This window comes from Providencia sp. 2.29, from assembly GCF_015832305.1.
GTDB classification, from domain to species: Bacteria; Pseudomonadota; Gammaproteobacteria; order Enterobacterales; family Enterobacteriaceae; genus Providencia; species Providencia stuartii.
Genome location: NZ_CP065420.1, coordinates 584,625 through 611,394 on the forward strand (window position 1 = coordinate 584,625; position 26,770 = coordinate 611,394).

The 26,770-nt window shown below is 43.1% G+C and carries 24 protein-coding genes; 21 read left to right on the plus strand and 3 right to left on the minus strand.

The window, feature by feature from the left end:
• Positions 1–43 precede the first annotated feature (43 nt).
• Complete coding sequence (locus I3B46_RS02510) at positions 44–1,234, plus strand: MFS transporter (protein ID WP_004924464.1); 1,191 nt, start codon at positions 44–46, stop codon at positions 1,232–1,234.
• A 51-nt stretch (positions 1,235–1,285) separates the two neighbouring features.
• Here the strand turns inward: I3B46_RS02510 and I3B46_RS02515 are convergent, their stop codons facing one another.
• On the minus strand, positions 1,286–2,956 hold the full coding sequence (locus I3B46_RS02515) for an ArnT family glycosyltransferase (protein WP_102780984.1): 1,671 nt from the start codon (positions 2,954–2,956) through the stop codon (positions 1,286–1,288).
• A 634-nt stretch (positions 2,957–3,590) separates the two neighbouring features.
• Between I3B46_RS02515 and I3B46_RS02520 the strand changes: the two genes are divergently transcribed.
• The 3 genes from I3B46_RS02520 to I3B46_RS02530 all read left to right on the plus strand — a co-directional run bounded on the left by I3B46_RS02520 (position 3,591) and on the right by I3B46_RS02530 (position 7,749).
• Positions 3,591–4,937 carry an NCS2 family permease gene (locus I3B46_RS02520; RefSeq protein WP_004924678.1) on the plus strand — a complete coding sequence of 449 codons (1,347 nt, stop codon included), beginning with the start codon at positions 3,591–3,593 and terminating at the stop codon, positions 4,935–4,937.
• Between the two features lie 260 nt (positions 4,938–5,197).
• Positions 5,198–6,847: a Na+/H+ antiporter gene (locus tag I3B46_RS02525; RefSeq protein ID WP_004924681.1), complete on the plus strand. Its 1,650-nt coding sequence runs from the start codon at positions 5,198–5,200 to the stop codon at positions 6,845–6,847.
• A gap of 17 nt (positions 6,848–6,864) precedes the next feature.
• Complete coding sequence (locus I3B46_RS02530) at positions 6,865–7,749, plus strand: carboxylate/amino acid/amine transporter (RefSeq protein WP_014656864.1); 885 nt, start codon at positions 6,865–6,867, stop codon at positions 7,747–7,749.
• Here I3B46_RS02530 and metR read toward each other — a convergent pair.
• On the minus strand, positions 7,649–8,605 hold the full coding sequence (gene metR, locus I3B46_RS02535) for an HTH-type transcriptional regulator MetR (protein ID WP_004924682.1): 957 nt from the start codon (positions 8,603–8,605) through the stop codon (positions 7,649–7,651). The two genes, I3B46_RS02530 and metR, sit on opposite strands and share 101 nt — an antisense overlap.
• A gap of 108 nt (positions 8,606–8,713) precedes the next feature.
• Here metR and metE point away from each other — a divergent pair, with 108 nt between their 5' ends.
• The gene (gene metE, locus I3B46_RS02540; RefSeq protein ID WP_104873017.1) at positions 8,714–10,987 is read left to right on the plus strand and encodes a 5-methyltetrahydropteroyltriglutamate--homocysteine S-methyltransferase; all 2,274 of its coding nucleotides are present in this window, start codon (positions 8,714–8,716) and stop codon (positions 10,985–10,987) included.
• A gap of 68 nt (positions 10,988–11,055) precedes the next feature.
• On the opposite strand, the gene I3B46_RS02545 is transcribed toward metE, so the two are convergent.
• Entirely contained in the window at positions 11,056–11,445 is a 390-nt protein-coding gene (locus I3B46_RS02545; RefSeq protein ID WP_004924685.1) for a YidB family protein, read from the minus strand.
• 396 nt (positions 11,446–11,841) lie between these two features.
• Between I3B46_RS02545 and ltnD the strand changes: the two genes are divergently transcribed.
• From ltnD to tatB, 16 genes are all read left to right on the plus strand, one after another.
• Positions 11,842–12,750 (plus strand): L-threonate dehydrogenase, encoded by a 909-nt coding sequence (gene ltnD / locus I3B46_RS02550; RefSeq protein ID WP_004924688.1) that lies wholly within the window; start codon positions 11,842–11,844, stop codon positions 12,748–12,750.
• Positions 12,747–14,024: a 3-oxo-tetronate kinase gene (gene otnK, locus I3B46_RS02555; protein ID WP_004924691.1), complete on the plus strand. Its 1,278-nt coding sequence runs from the start codon at positions 12,747–12,749 to the stop codon at positions 14,022–14,024. Before ltnD ends, otnK begins: the two co-directional genes overlap by 4 nt.
• A complete protein-coding gene (gene otnC / locus I3B46_RS02560) occupies positions 14,017–14,658 on the plus strand; it encodes a 3-oxo-tetronate 4-phosphate decarboxylase (RefSeq protein ID WP_004924692.1) in 642 nt (213 codons plus the stop codon). Before otnK ends, otnC begins: the two co-directional genes overlap by 8 nt.
• Before the next feature lie 10 nt (positions 14,659–14,668).
• Positions 14,669–15,448: a 2-oxo-tetronate isomerase gene (otnI, locus tag I3B46_RS02565; RefSeq protein WP_004924693.1), complete on the plus strand. Its 780-nt coding sequence runs from the start codon at positions 14,669–14,671 to the stop codon at positions 15,446–15,448.
• A gap of 12 nt (positions 15,449–15,460) precedes the next feature.
• Complete coding sequence (locus I3B46_RS02570; RefSeq protein WP_004924695.1) at positions 15,461–16,228, plus strand: DeoR/GlpR family DNA-binding transcription regulator; 768 nt, start codon at positions 15,461–15,463, stop codon at positions 16,226–16,228.
• 55 nt (positions 16,229–16,283) lie between these two features.
• Positions 16,284–17,243, plus strand: a complete 960-nt coding sequence (gene denD / locus I3B46_RS02575) for a D-erythronate dehydrogenase (RefSeq protein WP_104873015.1) — start codon at positions 16,284–16,286, stop codon at positions 17,241–17,243.
• Positions 17,244–17,253: 10 nt separating this feature from the next.
• Entirely contained in the window at positions 17,254–18,630 is a 1,377-nt protein-coding gene (locus tag I3B46_RS02580; RefSeq protein ID WP_004924699.1) for a GntP family permease, read from the plus strand.
• A 258-nt stretch (positions 18,631–18,888) separates the two neighbouring features.
• The gene (gene udp / locus I3B46_RS02585; protein ID WP_004924702.1) at positions 18,889–19,644 is read left to right on the plus strand and encodes a uridine phosphorylase; all 756 of its coding nucleotides are present in this window, start codon (positions 18,889–18,891) and stop codon (positions 19,642–19,644) included.
• Between the two features lie 213 nt (positions 19,645–19,857).
• Complete coding sequence (locus I3B46_RS02590) at positions 19,858–20,640, plus strand: tyrosine-protein phosphatase (RefSeq protein WP_004924704.1); 783 nt, start codon at positions 19,858–19,860, stop codon at positions 20,638–20,640.
• A 69-nt stretch (positions 20,641–20,709) separates the two neighbouring features.
• Complete coding sequence (locus I3B46_RS02595) at positions 20,710–21,240, plus strand: DedA family protein (protein WP_004924706.1); 531 nt, start codon at positions 20,710–20,712, stop codon at positions 21,238–21,240.
• A 104-nt stretch (positions 21,241–21,344) separates the two neighbouring features.
• Positions 21,345–22,700: a DNA recombination protein RmuC gene (gene rmuC / locus I3B46_RS02600; protein ID WP_102780989.1), complete on the plus strand. Its 1,356-nt coding sequence runs from the start codon at positions 21,345–21,347 to the stop codon at positions 22,698–22,700.
• Between the two features lie 76 nt (positions 22,701–22,776).
• On the plus strand, positions 22,777–23,532 hold the full coding sequence (gene ubiE, locus I3B46_RS02605; RefSeq protein ID WP_004924710.1) for a bifunctional demethylmenaquinone methyltransferase/2-methoxy-6-polyprenyl-1,4-benzoquinol methylase UbiE: 756 nt from the start codon (positions 22,777–22,779) through the stop codon (positions 23,530–23,532).
• A gap of 1 nt (position 23,533) precedes the next feature.
• Positions 23,534–24,187 carry a ubiquinone biosynthesis accessory factor UbiJ gene (locus I3B46_RS02610; protein WP_163761905.1) on the plus strand — a complete coding sequence of 218 codons (654 nt, stop codon included), beginning with the start codon at positions 23,534–23,536 and terminating at the stop codon, positions 24,185–24,187.
• Complete coding sequence (gene ubiB / locus I3B46_RS02615) at positions 24,174–25,808, plus strand: ubiquinone biosynthesis regulatory protein kinase UbiB (protein ID WP_004924714.1); 1,635 nt, start codon at positions 24,174–24,176, stop codon at positions 25,806–25,808. The genes I3B46_RS02610 and ubiB overlap by 14 nt, the downstream gene beginning before the upstream one ends.
• Positions 25,809–25,921: 113 nt before the next feature.
• Complete coding sequence (gene tatA, locus I3B46_RS02620; RefSeq protein WP_004924718.1) at positions 25,922–26,215, plus strand: twin-arginine translocase TatA/TatE family subunit; 294 nt, start codon at positions 25,922–25,924, stop codon at positions 26,213–26,215.
• A 3-nt stretch (positions 26,216–26,218) separates the two neighbouring features.
• A complete protein-coding gene (gene tatB, locus I3B46_RS02625) occupies positions 26,219–26,767 on the plus strand; it encodes a Sec-independent protein translocase protein TatB (RefSeq protein ID WP_014656861.1) in 549 nt (182 codons plus the stop codon).
• Positions 26,768–26,770: the final 3 nt, after the last annotated feature.

Genomic DNA, 26,770 nt, shown 5'->3' on the forward strand with positions numbered 1-26,770 from the left:
TTAAAATGGAAGCTTTCATTAATGAAAGCAGATTAATATCAAAATGAGCTCTGATAATCAGCGTTTACAGCATTTTCGTCGTACCCCTTCGTTCGCTATTTTTACCATTACAACCAGTATTGCTGTCATTGGTATCGTTATTGGTTTAAGTATCCCAATGGTCGCTTTGCGATTAAATAACTATGGTGTTAGCGAACTCTATATTGGCATTATTTCAGCTGCACCTGCTTTAGGGATGTTTTTAATTGCCCCTATGGTGCAACGGATTGTTCGTTGGTGTGGGAAACGACAAGCAATGCTTATCGCAACCATTATTTCTGCAATAAGTTTGCTACCGTTACTGAGTTCGTTACCATTGTGGCTGCTCTTTCCATTACGTTTGATTACAGGGTTAGCCAGCGGTGTACTGATTTGTTTAGGGGAAACATGGATTAATGAACTTAGCCCGGAAAGCAAGCGAGGCCGTATCCTCGCCATCTACACCACCGTTTTTACCGTGAGCCAACTACTCGGCCCCTCTTTTATTGCTTACTATGGCGTAGAAGATAAATCTCCATTATTGATTTGCACCTTACTTCACCTGATATCTATAGCACTATTTTTAATTATGGAACAAAAGGTGGGTGACCGTATTTCCGCGACAGCCAGTGAATCACGTTTTTCAATTATTCAGTTTGTTAAAGTCGCTCCGGGCATTTGTGCTGGTATTCTATTTTTCGCCTTTTTTGATGGCACGATTTTATCGATGTTCCCTATTTATGGTATGGGAATGGGGCATACTGAGGCGATTGCCGCGATGATGATCAGTGCAATTTTAGCGGGGGATGCGGTGATGCAAATGCCATTTGGATGGTTAGCGGACCATATGAACCGTGAAAAACTGTATCGGATTTGCGGCGTTGTCACATTAGGAGCGAGTTGTTTATTACCTTTCTTGATAACTCACCATTATTTAATTTGGGTCTTGTTATTTGTTTTGGGGGCAACAGCCGGTGCTATTTACACCATTGCGCTTGTGCAAATTGGTCAATATTTTAAAGGCAATGACCTAATTATTGCGAATGCCGCTGCGGCTATGTTATGGGGAATTGGTAATTTGTCCGGGCCGTTATTAGCTGGCGTCGCGACATCTCTTTCGCTGGCGGGGTTACCCGTATTACTCATTTTTATTGCTACAGCATTTTTGTGGTTTACGCGTGAAAAATATAGCGCCCAAAGCACGCAACAAGCTTAACTAAAAAATAGTGTGCCAGTGGTGATAAACTGGCACAGATTTTTCATTTCTCTACTCAATGCTTTTATAAACAACTAAGTTTTCGGTGAATTCATCGGGGCGGTGGTTGCTCCAAAATAGCGTCATACCTGCGGGAGCTGGCTTGATCTGTTTTGATAACACAATTAACCAGCGGCACTGCTCTGGTTTTTCAAAGCGATCTTGCCGTTGATGTAAGATCTTTGTGTAGTAGTACAGCATAGGGGCTTCGGATTCACCGATATTATCGGATGCCATACAGTCATTGGTATGATAATGGCCTTTTAGATGTTGTTCTAAATCGACAAAGACATCTTTAAACCCTTTGGTATAGTCTATCCAGCCTAAAAATAAGCTGAATGTGATCCCCCATACGATACACATGCCTAGCGTCCAGTTTTGCATGGCACGTAAGGTAATCTGTCGGCTCAATAACGCTCCGCGTAAAAACCAGATGGCGGTGAGGATTGTCGCGACTAGCAAAGCAACTATCGAAAATGGCATTTGGTAACTCATCGGTAGCCATTTACTAAAAGGTGTAAGCCACACCTGCGTCTGACCCGAAAGGGCGATAAAATAGCAAACCCACAGGAAAATAATAAGTAGTGACCATAGCGTAGCCGCAAAGCATGAGAAACCGCGTAGCACTTTTTCAGGAAGCGCAAGCACGGTTTGGGTCCCTAAGATTGCAAGTGGGGCGATGAAAGGGAGCAAATAGAGCGCTCTACCTGTTGCTGAAATTTGTAAAAATACAATCCCAAGTAGCGGGAAAATGGTGACTAAGTACTCGTTACGGCTACGTAATCGTTTTAACGGATTTCTAATAAAATAGAGGGTAGCCAGTATGCCTGCTGGCAGTGCAAATAGCAGCACGGATGCTGGAACACGTGTTAAGTTCGCTTTGGCACCTAATTTTTCAACAGAGAAGCCTAGAAAACGACCGATATTATTTTCCCAAAACCAAGTCATAAACAGATCGGGATGTTGGCGATAGAGTAAAATAGGCCAAGGTAAAATCAAGATAAGAGCAGTGAGACCGGCGATGATTGCAGGTAGCCAAAAAAGCTTTTGGCGGCAGTGTGGTAGAAAAATCGGGGCTAGCAGTAAGCTTAACCATAACACACCCGGAATAAACACCCCTTTTGATAGCATGGTGATCACTGTGCCAAACATTAGCCATAATGCGGACATCGCAACCTTTTCCTGGCGTATTAGCCCAAGAATGCCGTACAAACCGATAGTAGCACCTGTAATGAGTGCAACATCCGTAAACATATCATGGCTATGCCTTAAAATGCCGGGGGCGCAAAGGTAGAGTGCGAATGCAATCCAAATGCGTTTATCACTAATATGGTCTGTATTGAAGGCACGGCGAGCAAGTAGAATAAAAAATGAAAAGTTAATCACTGAAAATAACAATGTCGCACTGCGCGCCGCATCATAAAGCGGCATAAAGCCAGATAGCAAATGGGCACTGATGGTGGCGACCCAATAGTACAGTGGTGGCTTCTCCATAAACGGTTCGCCAGCATTCGTTGGTACGAGCCAATTACCTGTTTCGAACATAGTTTGGATAATACCAAAGCTATAGTTTTCATCTTGCTTCCACGGAGTGTGCCCGTAAATACCAGGTAAAAGATAGATGGCGAGAAAGCCAATAAATAAAATTAATGACTTTTGATTAGGTGTTAATTTTTTTTGCATTGTTCTTGCAGTGAATATATGTCAGTAATTAATAATTTTATGTGATATTTAATTTTAACGAGATCAAATATAATTAATGTTTACACATAAAAATTGTTAACATGATGAAATTAAAGTTGATTTTTATTTAAATTCTCGTTGTCAGATTATATTTTTGCAGCATTATATTCTATGTAATAAATGCGATTTAAAAAATAAGTTATTTGTCATCCTCTCGCTAATACCCCTCACTATTATTTAGCGAAGCAACACTTAACTCTAACAAAATATTTATTAACTGTAGCTAAACGAAAAGAAAATCCATTCACAATAGAGAGGGTTAATAAGTCGGATAGTAAGGATGCCAAATTCGGTAAAACCTCCTCACTGTGCTAGGGATAAAATCTAAAAATTTATGTTAAGTTTGCTTTGTTGTGTGCGATTGCCCCATGTAACTTGAAAACACTTGATCAATACGTCGATTTCGATTGATAATTGCCCGCTTCATAGTCTGCCATCTCTATTGTTAAAGCCAAACGATTGCGTGAGAGTGGGGGGTGAGTAAATCACTCGCTCAATCAGTTTTTTCTAAAAACGTAATCGTTTTCGTCAGTGAGATTAGGCGCTTTTTGTCATATTTAGCAGGGGTATTTCCATGTCTGGCCAACAGGCTTCAACCAATTGCAAATTGGATAAATATTTTAAAATTTCTGCGCGTGGCTCTTCGGTTCGCCGTGAAATTATTGCAGGGTTAACGACATTTTTGGCGATGGTGTATTCCGTCATTGTCGTTCCGGGAATGTTAGGGCAGGCAGGGTTCCCTCCTACAGCTGTCTTTATTGCGACCTGTTTAGTGGCGGGTTTTGGCTCACTATTGATGGGGCTGTGGGCTAACCTGCCAATGGCGATTGGTTGTGCGATTTCACTTACCGCATTTACGGCTTTTAGCTTGGTGTTAGGCCAGAAAATCAGTATCCCTGTTGCTTTAGGGGCCGTGTTTCTTATGGGGTGCCTGTTTACTATTATTTCGGTGACAGGAATTCGTAGCTGGATCCTGCGTAATATGCCTATGGGGATTGCGCACGGTACTGGGATTGGTATTGGGTTATTTTTATTACTGATAGCCGCAAATGGTGTCGGGTTGGTCGTTAAAAACCCAAATGAAGGGCTACCTGTTGCACTTGGCGATTTTACCTCTTTCCCTGTATTAATGGCATTAGCGGGTTTAGCGGTTATTTTTGGCTTAGAGAAGCGTCGCGTGCCCGGTGGTGTTCTGTTGGTGATTATTGCTATTTCAATCATAGGGTTAATTTTTGACCCTGCCGTTAAGTACCAAGGTTTCTTTAAGCTTCCTTCATTAGGTGAAGATGGTTTATCACTGATCATGAGCATGGACATTATGGGAGCCTTGCAACCTATCGTGTTACCAAGCTTATTAGCATTGGTCATGACCGCAGTCTTTGATGCGACAGGAACCATCCGTGCGGTTGCTGGTCAAGCTAACTTGCTGGATAAAGATGGGCAAATTATTAATGGTGGTAAAGCATTAACTGCGGACTCGGTAAGCAGTATCTTTGCTGGAGCGATTGGGGCTTCTCCTGCTGCGGTTTATATCGAATCTGCTGCTGGTACTGCTGCTGGTGGTCGTACGGGGCTTACTGCGGTGGTCGTTGGCCTGTTGTTCTTATTGATTCTATTTTTATCACCTCTGTCTTATTTAGTACCTGCGTATGCGACGGCACCAGCTTTGATGTATGTCGGTCTGTTGATGTTGAGTAATGTTTCTAAACTGAACTTTGATGACTTTGTCGATTCGATGTCCGGTTTATTATGTGCTGTGTTTATTGTTCTGACCTGTAACATTGTTACTGGCATTATGTTAGGTTTCGCCGCATTGGTGATTGGACGTATCTTTGCAGGTGAGTGGCGTAAGCTGAATATTGGAACCGTGGTTATTGCTGTTCTATTAGTGGCATTTTATGCTGCTGATTTAGCGATTTAAGATTCGTTGTTCTGTGGGGGCTGGCGCATCGGCTGCCCCCTAATGTATTATCGCGATTAATCTTAAAGTTTGAATTATTTTCCCGCCTAGTAGTTAGTTAAGGATAGAATAGACAAAAGGCGGTGAAACATGTGAAATCCGCGGGTTTTCACGAGTTGCTGGCTTTACTGAAAAATTTCATGGCCTGACGAGCTACCTAATATTCTGCTGCGACGGGTCATATTTGGGTTTGGTTCATTTCGTTAATCAGTAAGGGCAACATGGAAATTTTCTTTACTATTCTCATCTTAATTTTGGCAGTTTCTGTTTCAGGTGTGGTGACAAAAGTCATCCCTGTTCGCGTTCCATTACCCTTAATTCAAATCGCGATTGGTGCATTGCTTGCATGGCCTCAGTTTGGATTACATGTCACGTTTGACCCTGAACTCTTTATGGTTCTATTGATCCCGCCATTGCTATTCGTTGATGGCTGGAAAACGCCAACACGTGAATTTTTCCAAAATGGTCGTGAGATTTTCATCCTAGTATTAGTACTGGTATTGGTAACCGTTGTGGGTATCGGTTATCTCATTTACTGGTTAATGCCGGGTATTCCTTTGATTGCTGCATTTGCACTTGCTGCTGTCCTTTCGCCAACGGATGCGGTAGCGCTCTCTTCGATTGTCGGTAAAGGTCGTATACCTAAGCGTATGATGAGCGTGTTGGAAGGCGAAGCATTGATGAATGACGCTTCAGGTCTGGTTGCATTAAAATTTGCGGTTGCGATTGCAATGGAAACCATGATGTTCTCAGTGTCTGGCGTCACGATTGAATTTTTTAAAGTGGCGATAGGTGGTTTGCTATCCGGTATCATTGTGACTTGGGTTTACAGCAAGTCATTGCGCTTAATGAGTCGCTGGAGTGGCGATGATCCTGCAACCCAAATTGTCTTTATGTTATTGCTGCCTTTTGCCTCTTATATGATTGCGGAGCATATTGGTTTCTCAGGCATTTTGGCTGCGGTGGCTGCGGGGATGACAATCACCAAATCTGGGGTGATCCGTAATGCGCCATTAGCGATGAGACTGCGTGCTGACAGCGTATGGTCAATGTTAGAATTCGTATTTAACGGTTTGGTGTTTATCATGCTTGGCTTACAATTGCCGGGGATTTGGGAAACATCAGTACTGCAAGCGGAACTGGATCCTAGCGTAGAAACGTGGATGTTGTTTGCGGCAGTCGCCATTATCTACTTTGCCTTGCTAATTTTGCGTTTTTGTTGGTTATGGCTCATGAAAAGGTTTAGCCGCCTGTTCCTGAAAAAAAGGCCACTGCAATTTGCTAACTATACGGTACGTGAGCTGTGGCTAGCTTCTTTTGCGGGAGTTCGTGGGGCGATTACCTTAGCCGGTGTGCTTTCAGTACCCCTCTTTTTAAGTGATGGTTCACCTTTCCCAGCGCGTTATCAATTAGTCTTTATTGCGGCAGGGGTGATTTTATTCTCAATATTCGCGGGCGTCATCGCGTTACCGCTGTTGCTGCGCAACTTTAAAGTCGGTGATAAAGAAGCGGATATTAACGAAATTCGTATGGCGAAAGCCGCAATGGCTGAAGTCGCCATTGTGAGTTTAAACAAGATGGAAGAGCGTTTATCGGCGGATGTTGATGAAAAATTAGACCCTGAGGATATTAGTGAAGTGGCCTCAAGGGTTACGGGGCATTTGCGCCGACGTACCGCTAGCCAAGATGAAATCGAACATAACTTACAGATTGAAGATTTAGAGCGGCGCTTTAGGCTAACCGCATTACGTGCTGAACGTGGTGAGTTATATCACCTGCGTGCAACGCGTAAAATTAGCAATGAAACGCTGCAATCCTTACTGACGGATCTCGATTTGTTGGAAGCTGTATTGATTGAAAAAGAGCATTAATTGAGAACAATACAATAATGTGGTTACTTGTGATTACGACGCTGCTTTGGGCAGCGTCTTTTAGTCTTATTGGTGAATATCTCGCTGGGCAAGTGGATAGCTGGCTATCCGTCCTAATACGTGTTTCTTTAGCGGCATTGGTCTTCTTGCCATTTTTACGCTGGCGAGGGCTGGGATTCAAAGTGATTGTGCTGTACATGATTGTTGGTGCATGCCAACTCGGTATTATGTATTTCTTTGTGTTCCAAGCGTATCGCCATCTCACCGTCGCGGAATTTTTGTTATTTACGGTACTCACCCCTCTGTATGTGACGCTCATTTATGATCTATTGGAGCGCCAACGTTTACGGATGGGCTATTTGTTTAGCTCGCTACTTGCCGTTATTGGTGCAGCCATCATTCGTTATGACCATCTTAGTGAATCTTTCTGGGTAGGTCTGATATTTGTGCAATTAGCTAATATCTTCTTTGCTGTCGGTCAGGTGGGATATAAGCGTTTGATGGAAATATATCCTATCCCTCAGCATCAAGCTTTTTCATGGTTTTATATCGGTGCAACGCTGGTCGCACTGTTCGGATGGGGGCTATTTGGGGATAAATCGCTAGTGCCAACCACACATGTTCAATGGTGGGTTTTACTGTGGTTAGGTGTTGTGGCTTCTGGCATCGGTTACTTTATGTGGAATTATGGCGCCACAAAAGTAGACGCCGGAACCCTTGCTATCATGAATAATATGATGGTTCCAGCGGGGCTACTGGTTAATTTTGCCATCTGGCAACAGCATCCAGATTGGTTGAGTTTTACCATTGGAGCGAGCCTGATTGTCGCGTCTCTGTGGGTACATAGGCGTTGGATACTTTCACCGGTTTCACGTAAGACAGATTCTCAACGGCATGATTAGTGGCCGTTTTGGTAAAAGCTTCAATAGCGGGTTGGCGTTGCTCTCCTTCACGGCATGCAGCGTACAACCGGCTCCACAAACCACTCCCTAATGTTTTTATACTAATTAACCCCTGTTTTTCAAACGAATCCACCGCCCAATGTGGTAATGCGGCGATCCCCATTTTAGCTGCCACCATCTGTATTAAAATCAATGTATTATCAACGGCTTTCACCTTTGGTGAAACCCCGGCTGGCTGTAAGAAATGGCGCCAAACATCAAAGCGATGACGTTGTACTGGGTAAATTAGTAAGGTCTCATCGGCGAGATCATGAGGCTCGATAATCGGTTTTTTTGCTAAAGGGTGATCATTAGCCACAATTAATTTTACTTCATAATCAAACAGCGGCGTGTAGTGGATCTCTTTATCAGCCAAGATATCTGAAGTCAGTACAATATCCAGCTCTCGTGAAAGTAATTCGGGCTGCGGGTCAAAAGTCACTCCCGATTTAAAATCCACTGAAACTTGCGGCCATGTTTGCCTAAATTGCTGTAATGCAGGTGTTAGCCATTGAATGCAGCTATGGCATTCGATAGCGATACGTAGCGTCGACACGCCCGGTTCATTACAAATACGAATAGCATCTTTCACCATTGGTAATACTTGGTGTGCCAGTTGCAATAGCACTTCCCCTTGCGGTGTAAATCGTAATGGCTGGCTTTTACGAATAAATAGCTTAAAGCCCAAACGATGTTCTAAGTCACTAAATTGATGTGACAATGCTGACTGAGTCTGGTGCAGGTAAGTTGCAGCCGCTGCCAATGAGCCATGTTGGCTGAGCGCATGCAATGTTTTTAGATGTTTTAATTCGATCATGAGAAACCTTCAAGATGACAATGAATAATTTGCGCTTGTGCTTTATACAGTACCTGTTGATTATAGATGTGTAAACATCTAGACGGCTAAAAATTTTAAGGGGTCAATATGTCTGTTATAAATCATACACTTGGATTTCCTCGTGTCGGTCTGAAAAGGGAGCTAAAACGCGCACAAGAAGATTATTGGGCTGGAAAAATTGACCAAGCAGCGCTTTTAGCAACGGGTCGTGAATTACGTGCTCGTCACTGGCAACAACAAAAAGATGCCGGTGTGCAACTATTACCAGTCGGTGATTTTGCTTGGTATGACCAAGTATTAACGACGAGCTTATTGCTGGGGAATGTACCTCCACGTCATCAAAACGAAGATGGCTCAATTGATTTAGATACACTATTTAGAGTGGCTCGTGGCCGCGCGCCAACAGGAAAGCCAGCAGCGGCAGGCGAGATGACTAAGTGGTTTAATACCAATTACCACTACATCGTACCTGAGTTCCAAAAAGGGCAGAAATTCAGCTTATCATGGACACAACTGTTTGAGGAAGTCGATGAAGCGTTAGCACTAGGCCATACTATCAAACCTGTTGTAATTGGTCCGTTGACTTACCTATGGTTAGGCAAAGTAAAAGGTGAATCATTCGATCGTTTATCATTATTGAATGATCTGCTACCTGTCTATCAAGAAATTCTTGCACGTTTAGCGCAAAAAGGAATTGAGTGGGTACAAATTGATGAGCCAGCACTGGTGTTAGATTTACCAACAGAGTGGCAGCAGGCGTATCAAACGGCTTATCAAGCGTTAGCTGGGAAAACCAAACTGTTGCTGACAACCTATTTTGATGGCATCAGTCACCATCTGGATCTGATTAAACAGCTACCAGTACAGGGATTGCATGTTGATGTTGTCGCTGGGCAAGATGACATCGAAAAATTACACCAAGCGCTACCACAAGATTGGGTGCTCTCATTAGGCATTATCAATGGTCGTAACGTATGGAAAGCTGACTTAGGTGAAAAGTTTGCACGTATTAAGCCGTTGTTAGGCCAACGTAATTTGTGGGTCGGCTCATCGTGTTCACTACTCCATAGCCCTATCGATCTCAACGATGAGACTCGCTTAGATGAAGAAGTTAAAAGTTGGTTTGCTTTTGCGCTACAAAAATGTGCGGAATTAGCATTACTAAGCCAAGCGTTAAATGAGCCAACGGCAGAGCATCTTGCTGGATTAGAACAATACAGCGCTCCGGTTCGTGCTCGTAAGACATCAACTCGTGTCAATAATGCGGCGGTCAATCAGCGTTTGCAAGGGATCCGTAAAGGGGATGCTGAACGTAATAGCCCATATGAAATACGCGCTCAACGTCAACGTGAACGCTTTAATTTGCCATTATGGCCAACCACAACAATTGGTTCGTTTCCACAAACGAGTGAAATTAGAACACTGCGCCTTGATTTCAAAAAAGGTAACTTAGATAAAATGCACTATCGTACCAGTATCAGTGAACACATTAAGCAGGCGATTAAAGAGCAAGAACTGCTTGATATTGATGTGTTAGTGCATGGTGAAGCCGAACGTAACGACATGGTTGAATACTTTGGTGAGCATTTTGACGGTTATGTCTTTACACAAAATGGCTGGGTACAAAGCTATGGTTCGCGCTGTGTGAAACCTCCCGTCATTATTGGAGATATTAGCCGACCAGAAGCTATCACGGTAGAGTGGGCGAAATACGCACAATCGCTGACTGAAAAGCCAGTCAAAGGGATGTTAACGGGGCCTGTGACTATCCTATGTTGGTCATTCCCGCGTGAAGACATTAGTCGTGAAACAATTGCCAAACAAATTGCTTTGGCGCTACGCGATGAAGTGGATGATCTACAAAAAGCGGGGATTGGCATTATTCAAATCGATGAGCCTGCACTTCGCGAAGGCTTGCCATTACGTAAGGATGAGTGGGCTGAATATTTAAATTGGGCAGTAGAAGCATTTAAACTCAGTGCGGCAATTGCCGATGATGACACTCAGATCCACACCCATATGTGTTATTGCGAGTTCAATGACATCATGGATTCGATTGCTGCGCTGGATGCTGATGTGATCACGATTGAGACTTCGCGCTCTGACATGGAATTGTTGGATGCTTTCGAAGACTTCCATTATCCCAATGAAATTGGCCCAGGTGTATATGATATTCACTCACCAAACGTGCCAAATGTTGAGTGGATTGTGGCGCTACTGAGAAAAGCTGCTAAACGTGTTCCGGTTGAACGTCTGTGGGTGAACCCTGACTGTGGCTTGAAAACCCGTGGTTGGACAGAGACACGTCAATCATTGGCTAACATGGTGGAAGCTGCTAAAAGGTTAAGAAGCGAATACTAAGCTAAATATTGGTGAGTGGTAGGTTAGCATGTTGGTTAACCTACCACTTTTGCTTTGATGAGGCAGTATTAACCAAACAACTTTTCTTTCAGCATATTCATGCCAACTGCAGACAAATCAACGTGTTCTGGCAGAACACCTTCTGGTGTAGCTTGATTAACGAGTTTTGGGAGATATTTGGCGATCAATTCTGTCGTTTCTTGCGGGTCAATACCCACTTTTTGAGCTAATTGTTGGATATCTAAGTTACCAAAAACTTGAATTAATTGGTTAACGCTCACAGGTAGGTTCTCAGAGTTACTGATCCATGATTGAATAATGTCACCTAAGCCTTGTTGGTTAAATTTATCAACAACCCCTGCTAACCCACCTTGTTTATCAATCCATTCAATTACGGATTGAAACTGGCTCATTTTATCACCGGCAACCATGGTGATCAGTTGATCGAACAAACCCATTTAATACTCCTCATTATTTCTCAAACTGTGGGCTTCAACAGCGTGTTCAGTGCGTTAAAGGATCCCTAAAAATTAAGTAATCGGCTATTTTGGTCAATTTCAGCGAGGCGTCAATCAAAAATGATGCTATTGCGATTTAACTGAACGGAAAAGCGGAAAAGTTTTATTTTTTACACTTGATAGGTATAAACCACGCTCTCATCACATTTTTTATCACATTGCGATGTGAATTGTTTTGTGAATTACCAAAAATTAAAAATGCATTAAAAACAATAAATTAAAATAATATTGGTGATTTTTTATATTATTCATAATGTGATATCCATCATGTGTTTGTGAATTTTGTTATGTGAGAATTCACATCAATAACAAAGATTAACAACATCAGGGGTTGTTATGGGAAATTTCGTTAAGAACGTCGGTGTTATTGGCTTAGGCTCAATGGGTATGGGGATCGCTAAATCCCTAATAAAAAATAATATTCCTACCTATGGCTTTGACCTAAACCAAGATGCCTGCCAAACCTTAAAGCAAGCCGGTGCTGTCGCAGTAGGCCAAAATGCGGCGGAGTACGCTCAACATCTGCAAGCTTTACTGTTAGTTGTCGTCAATGGTCGCCAAGTCGAGGCAATCCTATTTGGTGGCGATAAGCCTCTGGTAGAGCAGTTGCAGCCAGGCACTATTATTATGTTGCATAGTACGCTATCTGCTGAGCAAACAAAACAGATTGCTCAGCGTTTGGCGCAATATCAGTTACCACTGATGGATGCACCTATTTCAGGCGGCGCGCTGAAAGCGGCAGAAGGCAAACTAACGGTGATGGCATCTGGCGCTCCGATCTTGTTTGAACAGCTTAACGAAGTTTTTGAGGCGATAGCTGAGCGTTTATATCGTGTCGGTGATGAGGTGGGGTTGGGGTCGACAGTAAAAACCATCCATCAACTACTTGCTGGGGTTCATATTGCGGTTGCTGCCGAAAGCATGGCATTAGCCGCTAAAGCGGGTATCGACCTGAATATGATGTATGACATCGTGACACATGCAGCGGGTAACTCGTGGATGTTTGAGAACCGTATGCAGCATGTTCTTGATGGTGATTATACGCCCAAATCGTCCGTTGATATTTTTGTGAAAGACTTAGGGTTGGTCATGGAAACAGGGAAAGCCTTGAACTTCCCATTACCTATCGCGGCCACTGCTCATCAAATGTTTATCTCTGCAAGTAACGAAGGTTTTGGCCTTCAAGATGACAGTGCAGTGATCAAAACTTTCAAAGGCATTGCTTTACCGGAGAAAAAAGTATGACTGTGAAATTAGGTGTGATTGCCGATGATTTTACTGGTGCAACCGACATCGCAGGATTTATGGTCCAGAACGGCTGGCGAGTCGTTCAATTACTGAATGAACCAGATGACAATACAGTCGTACCACACGATGTTGATGCGATTGTTATCAGCCTAAAAAGCCGTTCTTGTCCTGTAGATGAAGCAATTAACGCATCGTTAAACGCATGTCGTTGGTTAAAGCAACAAGCACACTGCCAACAAATTTTCTTTAAATATTGCTCCACATTTGATTCCACTGACAAAGGCAATATTGGCCCAGTGACTGACGCGTTGATGAAGCAGCTTGATACTCAAGTTGCACTGATTTGTCCTGCACTGCCCATTAATGGCAGAACCGTGGTTCACGGGCATTTATTTGTCAATGGTCAGCTGCTCAATGAAAGTGGTATGCAGCATCACCCCGTGACGCCAATGAAGGATGCTAACTTGATGAGGGTGATGGAAAAGCAATCAGAAGGTAAAGCTGGACTGATCCCATTATCTGATATTCAGCAAGGCAGCACGCTAATTAAACAGCGTTTAGCAACCTTAGCCGAGCAAGGTGCGAGTTACATCGTTGTTGATTCATTAACAATGAATGATTTGTTACCGATCGCCAAAGCGGTAAAAGAGATGCCTTTACTGACAGGCGGCTCTGGGCTTGGGGCGGCATTAGCCAATGTGGATACCGGATGTGAATGGGGGGCAGGTGGTAGCCGTGGTGAAACGCCTAGCCGCCAAGGCCGTCAGACCGTGATTTTATCTGGCAGTTGCTCAGCAATGACCAACAAACAAGTGCAAAACTACCAACAAATTGCACCAGCTAAAGTCGTGGATGTCGGGGAGTGTATTGATAACCCTCTCTATGCCCAACAATTAGCAACGTGGGTTCAAGAGCAAAAATTAACAGGACTCGCACCACTATTATATGCGACCCAACCACCTGAAATTCTGAGAAAAATTCAAGAGACGTATGGGGCAGATATAGCGAGTAGCGCAGTGGAAAATGTGTTTGGGGAAGTGGTAAAACTTTTACAAGCACAAGGTTATAACACCTTTATTATTGCGGGTGGCGAAACATCCGGCAAAGTCGTTCAAAGCCTAGGAACCGAGCAATTAAGCATTGGTGCGCCAATCGCACCGGGCGTTCCATGGGTTCAAGATTTAACAAGCGGTCACTGGTTGGCACTCAAATCGGGTAATTTCGGCCAAGAGAATTTCTTCCAGTACGCACAGGAGATGTTTAATGAGTGAAGAAAAGGCACTACGCCAAGAGCTGGCTGATTGGGCTAAATCGATGTTTAACCGTGGCTATAGTAGCGGCGGAGCTGGAAACATCAGTGCCAAACTTCCGGATGGGAACATTATCGTCACGCCAACTAACTCCAGCTTTGGGGATTTAGATCCTGAAAGACTAAGTAAGTTGGATGCAGAAGGGAACTGGATCGATGGCGATAAGCCCACTAAAGAAGTCTCTATGCATATGGCGATGTATCGACAGCGTCCTGATTGCCGAGCGGTGGTTCACTTACACTCCCCTTGGCTAACCGCACTGTCGTGTTTATCAGGGCTTGATAGCAGCAATTGCTTGCCGCCAATCACGCCTTATTACGTGATGCGAGTCGGCAAATTGCCATTAATTCAATACTTGCCACCGGGGGATGACCGTATTGGTGAAGAAATTGAAAAATTGGCTCCTAACCATAACGCAGTACTGCTATCGAATCATGGACCCGTAGTTGGCGGTAAAACCTTAAGGCAAGCTTTCTTCAATGCTGAAGAGTTGGAAGATACGGCGCGTTTATATATCACATTACGCCAGCAAGGTTTTACAACACTCACTGAAGAGCAAGTTAACGAGCTAGAAAGCCGTTATCCAAAGAAATGAGGCACCTGATATGGCTAAATTTGCAGCAAACCTCAGTATGATGTTTAACGAAGTTCCTTTTATTCAGCGCTTTGAACGCGCTGCACAAGCGGGCTTTACTGGCGTTGAATATCTTTTCCCCTATGAAGAACAACCTGAAGCGATAGCTGAACAGTTGGAAAAATATGGTTTAACTCAAGCGCTGTTCAACATGCCAGCGGGCGATTGGGCGGCGGGTGAACGCGGCATGGCATCTATTCCGGGTCGTGAAGATGAGTTCGCACAAGGCGTACAGACGGCACTGAAATATGCCAAGGCGTTGGGTTGTAAGCAGGTGCATGCGATGGCAGGTAAATTGGATGCCCGATTTACCCCTGAACAGCAGCAAGCGTGTTTTATTAAAAATATTCAATATGCCGCAGATATTATGGCTGAGCATGGCATTCGTGTATTAATTGAGCCTATCAATACGCGTGATATGCCGGGTTACTTTTTGACTACGCAAAAGCAAGCTGAGGCATTGCTACCAAAGATCGCACGTGAAAATGTGTTTATTCAATTGGATCTCTATCACTGCCAAATCATGGAAGGTGATTTATTGAAAACAATTGAGCGTTTATGGGGTAAATTTAGTCATATTCAGATAGCTTCAGTTCCTTATCGTCATGAGCCTGATAGCGGTGAAGTCAATTACCCATGGATTTTCAAACAATTAGATGAAATGGGATATCAAGGTTGGCTTGGATGTGAATATCACCCCGCAGGTCGTACCGAAGACGGTTTAGGTTGGCTGAAGCAAGCACAGTCTTAAACAGGAGAGCCTATGATCCCTTCAGAGCGTCGTGATTTTATTTACCGTTACGTCCATGAGTACCAAACCGTGTCGATTAACGACTTGGTGGAGCTAATGAATGTGTCGCATATGACGGTAAGACGTGATATCCGCATGCTAGAAGAGGAAGGGAAAGTCGTTGCAATAAGCGGTGGTGTTCGGTTAAACGATGCGTTACGCCAAGAGCTTCCTTGGAGTGAGAAAGCGCGTTTACATCACCGAAGCAAACGTGAAATAGGTAAATTTGCCTCATCGCTCGTTGAAGATGGGCAAGTGGTTTATCTCGATGCGGGAACAACGACATTTGAGATAGCCCGTGTGCTGGGTGAACGGTTTAATTTGACGATTGTGACTAATGATTTTTCTATCATGCAGTATTTGATGAACAAATCACAACTCAATCTGTATCACACGGGGGGGCAAGTGGATAAACGTAACCATTCGTGTGTTGGCAATACCGCCGCAATGATGCTGAAAACCCTAAATGTTGATGTGGCATTTATTAGCACTAGCTCTTGGGATTTACTGCATGGGGTTTCCACGCCTCATGAAGAAAAAGTACAAATAAAACAAACATTACTGGATGTTGCTCGGCGCTGTGTGCTGGTTTCTGACAGTAGCAAATTTGGTAAATATGGCATGTTCCGTGTTTGCCCACTAAATCAATTGCACGACATTATTTGTGATGATCAGCTACCAAACGATGCTGTGCAGCGGATAACAGAACAAAATATAAAACTTCATTTAATAAAGACATAAATAATCTTACCTAATGATGAATAGCTCAAATTAGGGCTATTCAAGGAGAATAACAATGAAAGTTATCATTACAGGCGGCGCTGGCTTTTTGGGTCAGCAGCTAGCCGCTGCTTTACTTAAAAACAGCCAGGGTTTTAAATTTGACCAACTCGTTTTAGCGGATATTCAGTGCCCTACATCGCCAATTGAAGACGCTAGAGTGAGTTGTGTTGCAACAGATTTAACTCAGCTGGGTGCCGCTGATAAGCTGATTGATGCGCAAACCGACATCGTTTATCACCTCGCTGCTATTGTGAGTAGTCATGCTGAAAGCGATTTTGATTTAGGCATGAAAGTAAATTTCGAAGCGACTCGCCAATTATTGGAAGTGGCTCGTGCTAAAAACCCTGCAATGAAGTTTATCTTTACCAGTTCATTAGCAGTATTTGGCGGTGAACTACCTGACGTTATCACCGACCTTTGTGTGGTTAACCCGCAATCATCGTATGGTGCACAAAAAGCGATGTGCGAATTGATGGTTAATGACTATTCACGTAAAGGCTATGTTGATGGACGTGTGTTACGCCTACCAACAATCAGTGTGCGCCCTGGCGTTCCGAACAAAGCCGCTTCTTCATTTGCCAGTGGCATCATTCGTGAGCCATTAAATGGGGTTGAGAGTGTTTGCCCTGTTTCACCTGAACTTGCGTTGTGGCTCTCGAGTCCAGAAACGGTTGTCAGTAATTTCATTCATGCTGCAACCATTTCAGCAGAGCAATTTGGCTTGTCTCGTACGGTTAACTTACCGGGGATCACTGTGACAGTTCAAGGGATGATTGATGCTCTACGTGATGTCGCAGGCCAAAAAACGGTTGATCTGATCCGTTTTGAGCCGGATGAAGCCATTAACCGTATTGTCGCAAGTTGGCCGGGTAAATTCGATATTAGCCGTGCTTTAGGCCTTGGTTTCCGTGCAGATGGTTCGTTTGCTGATGCAATTCGTTCATTCATCACTCACCACGGCTCACAGCAATAGGGGATAAGCTATGTCCTATATTCCTATTATTGGCCTCGCGGTGGCCATATTTGTCCTGATCTTCTTGGTATTGCGAACGCGTATTCATGCGTTACTTGCCATGTTGATTGCAGCAGCTATTGCAGGTATCTCAGGTGGGTTAACCGCCGCAGAAACCGTCTCTGTAATTACAAAAGGTTTTGGTAGCACACTCGGTGGTATCGGTATTGTTATCGGTCTCGGGGTAATGATGGGAAGGGTACTAGAAGTTTCTGGTGCCGCTGAACAAATAGCGTATAGCTTTATTCGTTGGTTAGGGAAAAAACGCGAAGAATGGGCGCTGGCTATCACAGGTTATATCGTCAGTATTCCAATTTTCGTTGACTCCGCATTCGTGATCCTCTACCCATTAGCGAAGGCATTAGCGAAAAATGGTAAGCGTAGTCTGCTGACACTTGGTGTCGCATTAGCTGGTGGCTTAGTGGTTACTCACCACACAGTGCCGCCGACTCCGGGTCCTTTAGGGGTTGCTGGGATCTTCGGTGTGGATATTGGTGCCATGATCTTAACGGGGATGACCCTTGCTATCCCTTGCGTTATTGGGATCGTATTTTACGCGAAGTGGTTAGCTGTTAAATACCCTGAGTTTATGCCCGATGAAAGCAACAACGCAGATCTGAAAGAAATTCACGACCGCTATATGGAAGAAAAGGCGAACAAGCCGTTACCAAGCCTCTTCTTATCTGTATTACCTATCGTAACACCGATCTTGTTGATCTTTATCAATGCGGTCAACGGGTTATTGCTAAAAACCGACGCCTTTCAAGGGATGGAGAATAATTGGTATTTCCAGACCTTTGAATTCCTTGGTGCGCCAATAATCGCTCTGTCTATCAGTGTGTTGATTGCCGTTTATACGCTGATGCCAAAAGCGACGAAAGAAGAAGTCATCGACCGCATGGAAGAAGGCTTACAGTCAGCCGGGATCATCTTACTGGTAACAGGTGCGGGTGGTGCGTTAGGTGCGGTTTTACGTGACAGTGGTACGGGGAATATTTTAGCGGAGCATGTGGCGAGTTTACCAATCACTCCAGTGTTGATCCCATTTATTATCGCCACATTGGTACGTTTAATTCAGGGTTCGGGCACCGTCGCGATGATCACAGCGGCATCGATTTCTGCTCCCATTATTAGCCAGATCCCTGATATCAATCTGCTTGTTGCGGCTCAAGCTGCGACAATGGGGTCACTGTTCTTTGGTTATTTCAACGACAGCCTCTACTGGGTTGTTAACCGAATGATGGGTATTAAGGACGTTAGACAACAGATGATGGTTTGGTCTATCCCAACAACGATAGCTTGGGCCATTGGTCTAGTAGGCGTTCTGATCCTTGATGTAGTTCTCTGATAGATAAACTATCTTTTATTTCTGCCAATAATTCAAAGCGCCTTCGGGCGCTTTTTCGTGACTTTCTTTCATATCGTCTATACTGATTGCATATTTGTATTTAAAACAATTAATTTGTGATCTAAATCACCATTTAATGAAATCTAGATAAAATCATTTCCATTAAAAGTGACTATGGTCACTAAATTGACATGGGTTTACCGCTATATTAATCACAACGTATAAATTCAATGATGCCATTGTGTAAAGGAGTTTGATATGTCTGACGTATTCCACTTAGGGCTAAAAAAGAGTGACTTACAGGGTGCAACCGTTGCAATTGTTCCCGGTGATCCAAATCGTGTCGAGAAAATCGCACGCCTGATGGATAATCCGGTACATCTCGCTTCTTTACGTGAGTTCACCTCTTGGCGTGGTGAGCTTGATGGTAAAGCAGTCATTATTTGTTCAACGGGAATTGGTGGTCCTTCAACCTCTATTGCTGTAGAAGAACTTGCGCAGCTAGGTATTCGTACTTTCTTGCGTATTGGTACTACAGGGGCTATTCAAGAAAATATTAATGTTGGTGATGTGTTAGTGACAACCGCAGCCGTAAGATTAGACGGTGCGAGCCAACATTTTGCGCCATTGGAATACCCAGCCGTTGCTAACTTTACTTGTACGAATGCACTCTATGATGCAGCGAAAGAAGCGGGTGCAACAGTCCATGTGGGTGTGACTGCTTCATCGGATACCTTCTATCCAGGCCAAGAGCGTTATGACACCTATACTGGTCGTGTGATGCGCCATTTCAGAGGTTCAATGAAAGAATGGCAAGATATGGGCGTGATGAACTATGAGATGGAATCAGCGACGTTGCTGACCATGTGCTCAAGCCAAGGCCTACGTGCGGGTATGGTTGCAGGTGTGATTGTTAACCGTACTCAACAAGAAATTCCAGACGAAGCACTGTTGAAGAAAACAGAAAGCAATGTATTAAGCATTGTTGTTGAAGCTGCGCGTCGTCTACTTTAATTTCTCCTATTACTGGCTCGTTTACTTTGATGTTCGCTCGGTTGTGAATAAACCGTAGACGAGCCCAGTTTTCTTTCTCTTTTTCGATATTGATTACATTTCAATGCACTCTTTTATGAATACCTGCTTAACGGCGGGTATTTTTTCTGATTTTTTTCCGGTCATAATCTGTTATGGTTTTAGTCATAATCAATATCATAGGTAGCGATAATTATGACAAAAACACCTTATTTACACCCTTCAGTATTACCGTTAAAAGGTGGAATTAACTTCCGTGACCTCGGCGGAAAAAAATTAGCCAATGGCAACAAAATAAAATCAGGCGTGCTATTTCGTTCAGGAGCTTTGAACCATTTAACGACAGAGGATTTGGCCGTTTTACAATCACAAAACCTTTATCAAATATTGGATTACCGTGATGTGGCGGAAACAAAAGCAAAACCAGATATGATTTGGGATGGTGCTCATTATGTTAATGCCCCAGCGAACCCTATGGCAAAGGAGGTCAGTGCCGACTTAGGTCAACTGACACCAGAGTCACTTGAACAGTTTGACCCTAAAATATTTATGGGGCGCCTTTACGAGCTATTGCCTTTAAATAATCCTGCTTACCATCAACTTGTGAGTATGTTAAAGCAGCCTGAAAAAGGGGGGATCGTTCAGCATTGTGCGGTCGGTAAAGATCGTACTGGTGTTGGCGCCGCTTTGGTACTATTTGCGCTGGGTGCAGACTTAGATACCGTCATGGAAGATTACCTACTGACAAATGAAACCCTCGCGCCATTCCGTAAGCATTTATTGGAAGAGCATGCACAAAGGATGAGTGACAGTGTGGTGAAAAAGTTTGAGTATGTCTATTCTGTGCGTGAAGAATTTCTTATGACAGCCATAAATAGCATAAAAACACATTATGGTAGTATTGATAAATGGCTGGAGAGTGATTTTGGACTGGATAATGCTGGCAGAAGCTTACTTCAAAGTTATTTCCTCGAATAATTAGTTTAAGATTGGTTTATTACATATTAGTTAATGTATTAAACCAATCCATTATAAGGGAGAAAGGCTGTGACGTTGAATGAAATCGTCCATACAGTGACCGAATTTACCCGTGAACATGAAATATGGGCGCTGCCAATCATCTTCTTTCTAGCATTTGGTGAATCTTTAGCCTTTTTATCTTTGCTGTTGCCTGCAACTGTCATCCTGTTAGGTTTAGGTGCCCTCATCGGCGAAAGTGGTATTACATTCTGGCCTGTATGGCTTGCGGCAACGTTAGGGGCATTTTTTGGTGATTGGCTCTCTTATTGGTTTGGTTTTCACTATAAAGATAACGTCCGTAAAATGTGGCCGATTTCTCGCAAACCTCAAATGATTGATAGAGGGCAGCACTTTTTCAATCGTTGGGGCATATGGAGTGTCTTTTTAGGGCGTTTCTTCGGCCCATTCAGAGCCGTCGTACCTTTAGTGGCTGGGATTTGTAAAATGCCTAAACGCTATTTTCAGGCGGCAAACTTAGTGTCTGCGATGATTTGGGCATTTGGTATATTAGCGCCAGGCGCATTTGGATTACGTTGGCTAGCTCAGTGGATGGGCTAAGCTGCGAATCGTCTCGCAATTTAGGGCTTGTTTTAAATTACTTCTGGACTGATATACAGTATCCGATTACCTTACCCTAGATCTCGTCATGTAAGGATTTAACAGTGGATACCTCTCTTTTATATGGGGTTATTGGCGCCCTTGGCGGTATATTAATTGGCGGCTTAGCCGTTTGGCTGTTTATTGCGCAAAAACTTAATCAAAAAGAGCAAGAACTCCAACACATTAATCGTCAACTTGCGGCCAGTGATGAAAAAAACATCCATCTTTCTGAGTGGAAAATGGAATATGAACGTCTCGATCAAGAGTTGCGAACACTCAGAGATATTAATCGTGAGCAAGAAGCTGAATTACGAGAAATCACAACGCGTTTTGAGCAAAGCCAGCTAGCCAATGAAGAGAAACAGCGCCTGCTGCAAAACAGTGAGCAGCGGTTAACGATTCAATTTGAAAATTTAGCCAACCGGATTTTTGAGCAGAATGAGCGTAGGGCATCAGAGCAGCAGCAAAAAAGCTTGATTGCCATGTTATCCCCATTTCGTGAACAGCTTGAAGGGTTCCGCCAACAGGTACAGCAAAGCTTTGGTGAAGAAGCCAAAGAGCGGCATACACTGGCGTATGAAATCCGTCAGTTACAGCAGCTAAATACTCAAATGACCAAAGAAACGGTTAACCTGACTCGAGCCCTTAAAGGGGATAACAAGATCCAAGGAAACTGGGGAGAAACCATTCTGACGCGGATCTTGGAAGCTTCTGGTTTACGCAAAGGGAGTGAGTTTGAAACACAAGTCAGTATTAATACCAGCTATAACAGCCGTTATCAGCCTGATGTGATTATCCGCTTGCCTGAAGGTAAAGACGTGATTGTTGATGCAAAAATGTCACTGGTCGCTTATGAAAGATATTTCAATAGTGAAGACCCTGACGAACAAACTCAGGCTATCAAAAACCATGTAGCTTCAATTCGTAATCACATGCGTATGCTAAGTCATAAGGACTATCATCAACTACCGGGGATACGCTCTTTAGATTATGTATTGATGTTTATTCCAATTGAACCGGCTTACTTATTGGCTTTAAAAGAATCGCCTGAGCTACTTGATGAAGGTATAAAACAGAATATCATGTTAGTTTGCCCTTCCACATTATTAGTGGCGGTGCGAACAATTAACAATTTGTGGCGCTATGAACGCCAAGGGCAAAATGCGCAAGAAATTGCCGCAAAAGCCGCAAAAATGTACGACAAATTACGCCTTTTTGTTGATGACATGCAACTTTTAGGGGCAAGCCTTGATAAAGCGGATAATGCTTACCAATCCGCAATGAAAAGGTTGGCTGAGGGGCGTGGTAATTTAATTAGTCAGGCAGAAAGCTTTAAAGAAATGGGGGTTGAGGTAAAACAGCCTATTTCACCACAGCTCGTTGAAAAGTCAGATAAGCCATATTGTGCGGAATCTTAGACTTCTTGATAGGGTTTTACCTCAAAGACTGTTACACTTCCTACAAAAGTTTGAATTATAAACAGGCATAATAGAAATGACAGAACCATCAAAAGAAACTATTGATTTTGGTTTCCGTACCGTAGGCAAAGAAGATAAAGTTGGCCTTGTGGCTAATGTTTTTCACTCTGTAGCATCAAAATATGACTTGATGAATGATTTAATGTCTTTCGGCATTCATCGTGTCTGGAAACGTTTTACGATAGAAGCCAGTGGTGTACGTCGTAACCAACGTGTTTTAGATCTTGCTGGTGGTACTGGTGATTTAACCGCGAAGTTTTCTCGTCTTGTCGGTGAAAAAGGTGAGGTGATCCTCGCTGATATTAACGACTCTATGTTAAAAATGGGACGTGAAAAATTACGTGATCTTGGTATTGTTGGTAATGTTAGCTATGTTCAAGCCAACGCAGAAGAACTGCCATTCCCTGATAACTATTTTGATTGTATCACCATCTCTTTTGGGCTACGTAATGTGACCGATAAAGACAAAGCTTTACGCTCAATGTTCAGAGTGTTAAAGCCAGGTGGTCGTCTGCTAGTACTTGAATTCTCTAAGCCTGTTATTGAGCCGCTTAATAAGGCTTATGACGCGTATTCATTCCATGTTCTACCTCGTATTGGTCAAGCTGTGGTTGGGGATCCTGATAGCTATCGTTATCTTGCAGAATCTATCCGTATGCACCCAGACCAAGAAACACTGAAATCAATGATGGAAAATGCAGGCTTTGAACAAGTCTCCTATACCAATATGACAGGTGGTATTGTCGCATTGCATAAAGGGTTTAAATTCTAAGATGGAAGCCACATCAGCACAGGCTGAAAGCCAAAATACAGTGTTATATTCTTTAATGACGGCATTCATGGAAACATGTTTGAATCATATGTTATTTAAAGAATCGGTCTTAAAACCCGCTAGAGCGCGCTTAGCGGGTAAAGTCATGTCTATCGATTTGAAAGAGCTGAATAAAACATTGACGTTGATTTTCAGTGATAACCATGTCGATGTTTTAAGCCAATGGCATGAGCCTGCTGATTGTACAATCAAAACATCCCTCTTTACGCTAATTAAGCTAAAAGACAAACAACAGTTATCACAGCTAATCAATAGTGGTGAAATTGTTATTGAAGGTGATATGCAGGTTGTACAGCATTGGTCGTCATTATTAGATATGGCAATTTGGGATCCTGCACACTATCTATCCCCTTACTTAGGCGATGTCGCGGCACAAGGTATTAGCCAAGTACTACGCAAGGGCGCGAGTTTAGCTTCACATTTAGCATGCAGGCAAAAAAACTATATCAAAGACACACTGCTTGAAGAGTGGAAAATGGCTCCAAACCCACTCGAACTGGCTTATTTTAGTAATGAAGTAGAACAAGTTTCTGATTCACTAAGTGAGCTAGAAAAACGATTGAGCCAGTTGGAGGAGTATAATGACGCCCGGTGAAATAAAACGTCTCTACTTTATTATTCGGGTATTCCTTTCGTATGGTTTGGATGAGCTCATCCCAAAAGTAAAGCTGACGTTACCGCTGCGTATTGGTCGTTTTGGTTTCTTTTGGATTAAAAACCAGCATAAGGGCAAAGAGCTTGGTGAGCGTTTACGTTTAGCTTTACAAGAATTGGGGCCTGTCTGGATCAAGTTTGGGCAGATGCTATCTACCCGACGCGATCTGTTTCCACCCGCTATCGCTGACCAACTCTCTTTGCTGCAAGATAAGGTCGCTAGCTTTGACGGCAAACTGGCTCGTCGTTACATTGAAGAATCATTAGGCGGCCCACTCGAACAGTGGTTTGATGATTTCGATGAAAAGGCACTAGCGTCAGCTTCGATTGCTCAAGTACATACCGCAAAACTCAAAGAGAATGGTAAGGAAGTCGTTTTAAAAGTTATCCGTCCTGATATCCTGCCGGTTATCAAAGCGGATGTAAAACTCATGTATCGTATCGCTAATTGGGTGCCTTTACTGCCTGATGGTCGCCGTCTACGCCCTAAAGAAGTGGTTCGTGAATATGAAAAAACCTTGATCGATGAGCTAAATCTCTTACGTGAATCGGCTAATGCTATCCAGCTTCGTCGTAATTTTGAGAATAGCTCAATGCTATATGTACCAGAGGTTTATGCCGATTATTGTCGCGAAAACGTTATGGTCATGGAGCGTATCTATGGTATTCCTGTTTCCGATATTGCGGCTTTAAAAGCGCAAGGAACAAACATGAAAATCTTGGCGGAAAGGGGCGTGAAAGTCTTCTTTACTCAAGTTTTTCGTGACAGCTTTTTCCATGCAGATATGCACCCCGGCAATATTTTTGTCAGCTATGAGCACCCTGAAGATCCGCTATATATCGGCATCGATTGTGGTATTGTTGGTTCACTGAATAAAGAAGATAAGCGCTATCTTGCAGAGAACTTTATTGCTTTCTTTAATCGTGATTACCGTAAGGTCGCTGAACTGCATGTCGACTCAGGTTGGGTGCCAGCAGATACTAACGTTGAAGATTTTGAGTTTGCTATCAGAACCGTTTGTGAACCTATTTTCGAAAAACCGTTAGCTGAAATTTCATTTGGGCATGTGCTATTAAACTTATTTAATACTGCGCGCCGTTTCAATATGGAAGTGCAGCCCCAACTTGTACTGCTACAGAAAACCTTACTCTATATTGAAGGCTTAGGCCGTCAGCTTTATCCTCAATTGGATCTATGGAAAACGGCGAAACCATTTTTAGAAGATTGGGTACACAGTCAAGTCGGTATTCCTGCAATTACCCAAGCGTTAAAAGAGAAAGCCCCTTACTGGGCCGAGAAAATGCCTGAAATTCCAGACTTAATTTATGGTGCTTTGCGTCAACATAAGTTCTTACAGTCCAATATCGAACAATTGTCAGAACAATTAAAACAGCAACGTAATAAACAGCGTAAGTCTCAATACCTATTAGGAATTGGTGCAACACTGATTCTTTGCGGGAGTTTATTCTTTATTTCCGCTTCAAATAGAATGGCTATAGCATTTATGTCTGCTGGCGCGTTATCATGGATTATAGGCTGGTATAAATCGGGGAAAAGTTAAGTAAACCTTGTTTTGCGACAAGTTTATAAGCCTGTGAATATTTCCGTATTGTGAGCAGGTTGTATATAATGGGATAAATAACTATTGATCCCACTTTTACAGAGGTATAAACAATGGAATCAACTATTGCAACGGCCGCTTTTGGTAGCCCTTGGCAACTTATTATTATTGCTCTACTTATTATTTTAATTTTCGGCACCAAAAAATTACGTTCTCTGGGGTCGGATTTAGGTGAATCATTGAAAGGCTTTAAAAAAGCGATGAACGATGATGAAGCTGCTAAGGCTGCAAAAGAAGAGCAAGAAAAACAAGATGCTGACTTTGCACCTAAAAATATTACAGAACAGCAACAGGCTGCTGACAAGAAAGACAGCCCAGTTGAGAGCAAAAATAAAGAGCAGGGTTAAACCGTGTTTGACATAGGTTTCAGTGAACTGCTGCTTGTTGCAGTTATTGGTCTTGTCGTCTTAGGCCCTGAGCGCCTACCAGTAGCAGTGAGAACTGTTGCTGGTTGGATCCGTGCGATGCGTTCATTAGCCTCCAATGTGCAAAATGAATTGTCACAAGAACTCAAATTGCAAGAGTTACAAGACACGTTGAAAAAAGTTCAGGAAAAAGCGGGTATGGAAACGCTTTCCCCTGAACTGAAACAATCTATGGATGAGCTTCGCCAAGCTGCACAATCATTAAAAACAGGATATCACTCGACAACAGAGAGCGTTGCAAGTGAGCTACAAAAAGCAAAAGAGTTAACTGATAACTACGACAATGCAGTTAAAGATGCTCAAAATAAAGCTTCGCAACCACCAGAGTCTGAATCGGATCCTGATCCTGAATATGCAGCAAAAATGGCAGCTGTCGTCGATGAGCCGACAAAGCCATCGCTAAACAATGACAGCGACCAGCAAAATGGCGTTACAGAGAAAAAAAATCCTAATCAGACAGAAAGCGAAAAATAGAAC